Source organism: Streptomyces sp. NPDC060198 (genome assembly GCF_042728415.1).
Lineage (GTDB): Bacteria > Actinomycetota > Actinomycetes > Streptomycetales > Streptomycetaceae > Streptomyces.
Map to the genome: position 1 here is coordinate 1 of NZ_JBHWZJ010000060.1, position 4055 is coordinate 4055.

Below are 4055 nucleotides of genomic sequence, written 5' to 3' on the forward strand. Positions count from 1 at the left end.
GGCGTCGTGGGGCGCTGGACGCGCCCCATGGTGGTCGATGAACGACCGGCGTTCTTGAACCCCCTCCGCCGCCACTCGGCGCTGCGTTGCGCCCCTGCGCGCCGGTCTCTACCCGCGGCGGTGCGTGGAATTCCAGCACAGTGCCGGACCTCCAACAAGGCCCGTGGGTTCCCCATGGGTAGGTGTCACGGGGTGTGATGGGCGCGTGACCAGCCGTGCAGCGTGTTCGTGTGGAAAGTGGATCATTACGGACAGGGTGGCCGGATGAGCATGGTGTCCCAGTCCTGATGATCAGGAGCGGAATAGAACATTCAGTGACGCAATGTCCGTTTCTTCTCGCATGATCATCATTCCGATATGCGGCATTTGGGGGGTCAGTGGTGAGCAAACTCACATGATGATCGCCGTCTCATCCGGGGCTCGGCCGGGAATCCGATGTTTAGCCTGACGCTTTACTGGGATGGCGAACCCGACTAACTGGGTGCACCCCGGGGTGCACCCCCGGCGACAAGGTCCGAACGGCAGATGAACACGACGCAGTCCCGCAGCCTCGCCAACCCCCGGCGCACCACGCTGGCGCACCTCCCGGACGCCTCCTCCCTGCGCGCCCCCGAGCGGCCCGAGCACACCGCCACGCTGCCCACGCAGACGGCCAACCCGCGCCGCACCATCCTCAGGTAGCCGTTCCCGCCGGGAGTCCGTCCGGTGCCTGCGTCGCTCCGTCCGCCCCTGCGGGGAGGCCGCCGCGACGATCCGCCGGACACTCCCCGGTCCCCCCACGGCGAGGCGATAGCCTGGAGCGTCAGTCTTCAGCCAGCCAGCAAGTGAGGGGCGACAGCATCCCGTGCGCATCGCCAGGTTCTCCATCGACGGCAATGTCGCCTTCGGCGCCGTCGAGGGTGAGGGCACCGTGGAATCCGGTGGCCTCGTCCTCGACATCATCAAGGGCATTCCGTACGCCGACTTCGAACTCTCCGGCACCAAGGTCCCGCTGAGCAAGGTCCGGCTCCTGCCCCCCGTGCTCCCCAACAAGGTGGTGGCCATCGGCCGCAACTACGCGGAGCACGCCGCCGAACTGGGCAACGAGGTCGGTGACGTCCCGGTCGCCTTCTTCAAGCCCACCACCTCGGTGATCGGCTCCGGCGACGCCATCGAGTACCCCTCCTTCTCGAACGAGGTCCACTACGAGGCCGAACTGGCCGTGGTGATCGGCCGGATGTGCCGCGAGGTACCCCGCGAGCGCGTCAAGGACGTCATCCTCGGCTACACCTGTGCCAACGACGTCACCGCCCGTGACGCGCAGAAGCGCGAGAAGCAGTGGGCCCGGGCCAAGGGCTTCGACACCTCCTGCCCGCTCGGCCCCTGGGTGGAGACCGACCTGGACCCGTCCGACCTGACGATCCAGACGACGGTCAACGGTGAGCAGCGCCAGCTCGGCCGTACGAGCGAGATGGTCCGCTCCATCGAGGACCTGGTCGTGCACATCTCCGAGGCGATGACGCTCCTCCCCGGCGACGTCATCCTCACCGGAACTCCCGCGGGGGTCGGACCCCTGCACGTCGGCGACGAGGTCGCCGTCACCATCGAAGGCATCGGCACTCTCACCAACAAGGTGATCAAGCGTGGTTAACGGCTCCTCCCCCCGAGTCCGGTTCTGTCCCTCCCCGACCGGCAACCCCCACGTGGGCCTGGTCCGGACGGCCCTCTTCAACTGGGCCTTCGCCCGGCACAACGAGGGCTCGCTGGTCTTCCGCATCGAGGACACCGACGCGGCGCGCGACTCCGAGGAGTCGTACCAGCAGCTGCTCGACTCGATGCGCTGGCTCGGCTTCGACTGGAACGAGGGTCCCGAGATCGGCGGCCCGCACGCCCCGTACCGCCAGTCGCAGCGGATGGACATCTACCGCGACGTCGCCGAGAAGCTGAAGGCCGGCGGGTACGCGTACGACTGCTACTGCACCGCCGAGGAGCTCGACGCCCGCCGCGACGCGGCGCGAGCCGCCGGCAAGCCCTCCGGGTACGACGGCAACTGCCGCCAGCTCACCGCCGCGCAGGTCGAGGCGTACGAGGCCGAGGGCCGCTCGCACATCGTGCGCTTCCGGATGCCCGACGTGCCGCAGACCTTCACCGACCTGGTGCGCGGCGAGCTGACCTTCCAGCCGGAGAACGTGCCGGACTACGGCATCGTCCGGGCCAACGGCGCCCCGCTCTACACGCTGGTCAACCCGGTCGACGACGCGCTGATGGAGATCACCCACGTCCTGCGCGGCGAGGACCTGCTCTCCTCCACCCCCCGTCAGCTCGCCCTGTACGCGGCCCTCACCGAGCTGGGCATCGCCAAGGCCACCCCGGTCTTCGGTCACCTCCCCTATGTCATGGGCGAGGGGAACAAGAAGTTGTCCAAGCGGGACCCGGAGGCGTCGCTCAACCTCTACCGCGAGCGCGGCTTCCTCCCCGAGGGGCTGCTCAACTACCTCTCGCTGCTGGGCTGGTCGATCGCCGAGGACCGCGACATCTTCTCGATCGAGGAGATGGTGGCCGCCTTCGACATCGCGGACGTCAACGCCAACCCGGCCCGCTTCGACCTCAAGAAGGCCGAGCACATCAACGCCGAGCACATCCGCCGGCTCGACGTGAAGGACTTCACCGAGGCGTGCGGTCCCTGGCTGCGGGCGCCGTACGCGAACTGGGCCCCCGAGGCGTTCGACGCGGACAAGTTCGCCGAGATCGCGCCGCACGCCCAGACCCGGGTGACCGTCCTCTCCGACATCACCGCCAACGTCGACTTCCTCTTCCTCGACGAGCCGGTCCAGGACGACGCGTCCTGGGCCAAGGCGATGAAGGAGGGCTCCGACGCCCTGCTGGCCACCGCCCGCGCGGGCCTGGCCGGTGCCGAGTGGAACGCCGAGGCGCTGAAGAGCGCCGTCCTGGCGGCGGGCGAGGCCCACGGCCTCAAGCTCGGCAAGGCCCAGGCCCCGGTGCGCGTCGCCGTCACCGGCCGCACGGTCGGCCTGCCGCTCTTCGAGTCCATGGAGATCCTGGGTCGGGAGAAGACCCTGGCCAGGGTGGACGCGGCCCTCGCGAAGCTCACCGCGTAACGCGCCGCCGTACGCACGCCCGAGGGGCGGACCGCCGGAGAGAACTCCGGAGGCCCGCCCCTCGGGCGTTTCCCGGTGCCCGTACGGCCCGTGGTTCGGCCGGTCGACGCGGGGCCGGGCGGGAGCGGGGCCGGTAGCGTGGTCCGTATGCCGATACGCGCCGTGCTCTGGGACATCGACGACACACTCTTCGACTACTCCGGCGCCGACCGGCAGGCCATGGCACGGCTGCTGGAGCTGGAGGGGCTGCCCGGCGGGTACGCCACGCCCGACGAGGCGCTGGACGACTGGCGGACGATCGCCGGACACCACTGGGCGCGGTTCTCCGCGGGGGAGACGGACTACGTGGGCCACCGCAGGGACCGGGTGCGGCAGTTCCTGGCGCTTGATCTGGCGGACGCGGAGGCCGACGCGTGGTTCCGGCGGCACACGGTCCACTACGAGGCCGCCTGGAGCCTCTTCCCGGACGTGGTTCCGGTCCTCGACCTGCTGGGCGGCTACCGCCACGGTGCCCTGTCCAACGCCGGCGCCGTCGAGCAGCACCGCAAGCTGACGGCGCTGGGCGTGCGGCACCGGTTCGAGGCGCTGCTGTGCGCCGTGGAGCTCGGCGTCTCCAAGCCCGATCCCGCCGCCTTCCACGCCGCTTGCGAGGCGCTCGCTCTGGACCCGCACGAGGTCGCGTACGTCGGGGACGAGCCCGACACCGACGCCGCGGGCGCGGTCGCGGCCGGGCTGACGGGGATCTGGCTGGACCGCGGGGAGCGCGGCGGCAGAGCCGATCTCGTACGGATCACGGGCCTCCACCAGCTGCCCGCGGTGCTGTCCGGCGATACCCGTTTTGGAGCGCCGGACACCTTCGGGTAATGTTCTTTCTGCGCCGCCCGAGCGGGTCGAAAGATCCGGTCGAGAAGCGCAGACAGAGACAAGGCCCTCAGGGGTTGCGTTTCAGTGGGCTAT

General features: G+C 69.8%; 4 protein-coding genes. All 4 read left to right on the forward strand.

Annotated elements, in window-relative coordinates; translation table 11 throughout:
• Positions 1-525: 525 nt before the first annotated feature.
• The 4 genes from ACFWEP_RS11005 (at position 526) to ACFWEP_RS11020 (ending at position 3962) form a co-directional block, all read left to right on the forward strand.
• On the forward strand, positions 526-681 hold the full coding sequence (locus ACFWEP_RS11005; protein ID WP_387368698.1) for a hypothetical protein: 156 nt from the start codon (positions 526-528) through the stop codon (positions 679-681).
• Between the two features lie 163 nt (positions 682-844).
• Complete coding sequence (locus ACFWEP_RS11010; RefSeq protein WP_328719207.1) at positions 845-1630, forward strand: fumarylacetoacetate hydrolase family protein; 786 nt, start codon at positions 845-847, stop codon at positions 1628-1630.
• Positions 1623-3098, forward strand: coding sequence for a glutamate--tRNA ligase (gene gltX / locus ACFWEP_RS11015; protein WP_387368700.1), 1476 nt, complete (start codon positions 1623-1625; stop codon positions 3096-3098). The genes ACFWEP_RS11010 and gltX overlap by 8 nt, the downstream gene beginning before the upstream one ends.
• 147 nt (positions 3099-3245) lie before the next feature.
• Positions 3246-3962, forward strand: coding sequence for an HAD family hydrolase (locus tag ACFWEP_RS11020; protein WP_387368702.1), 717 nt, complete (start codon positions 3246-3248; stop codon positions 3960-3962).
• The last annotated feature ends 93 nt before the right edge of the window (positions 3963-4055 follow it).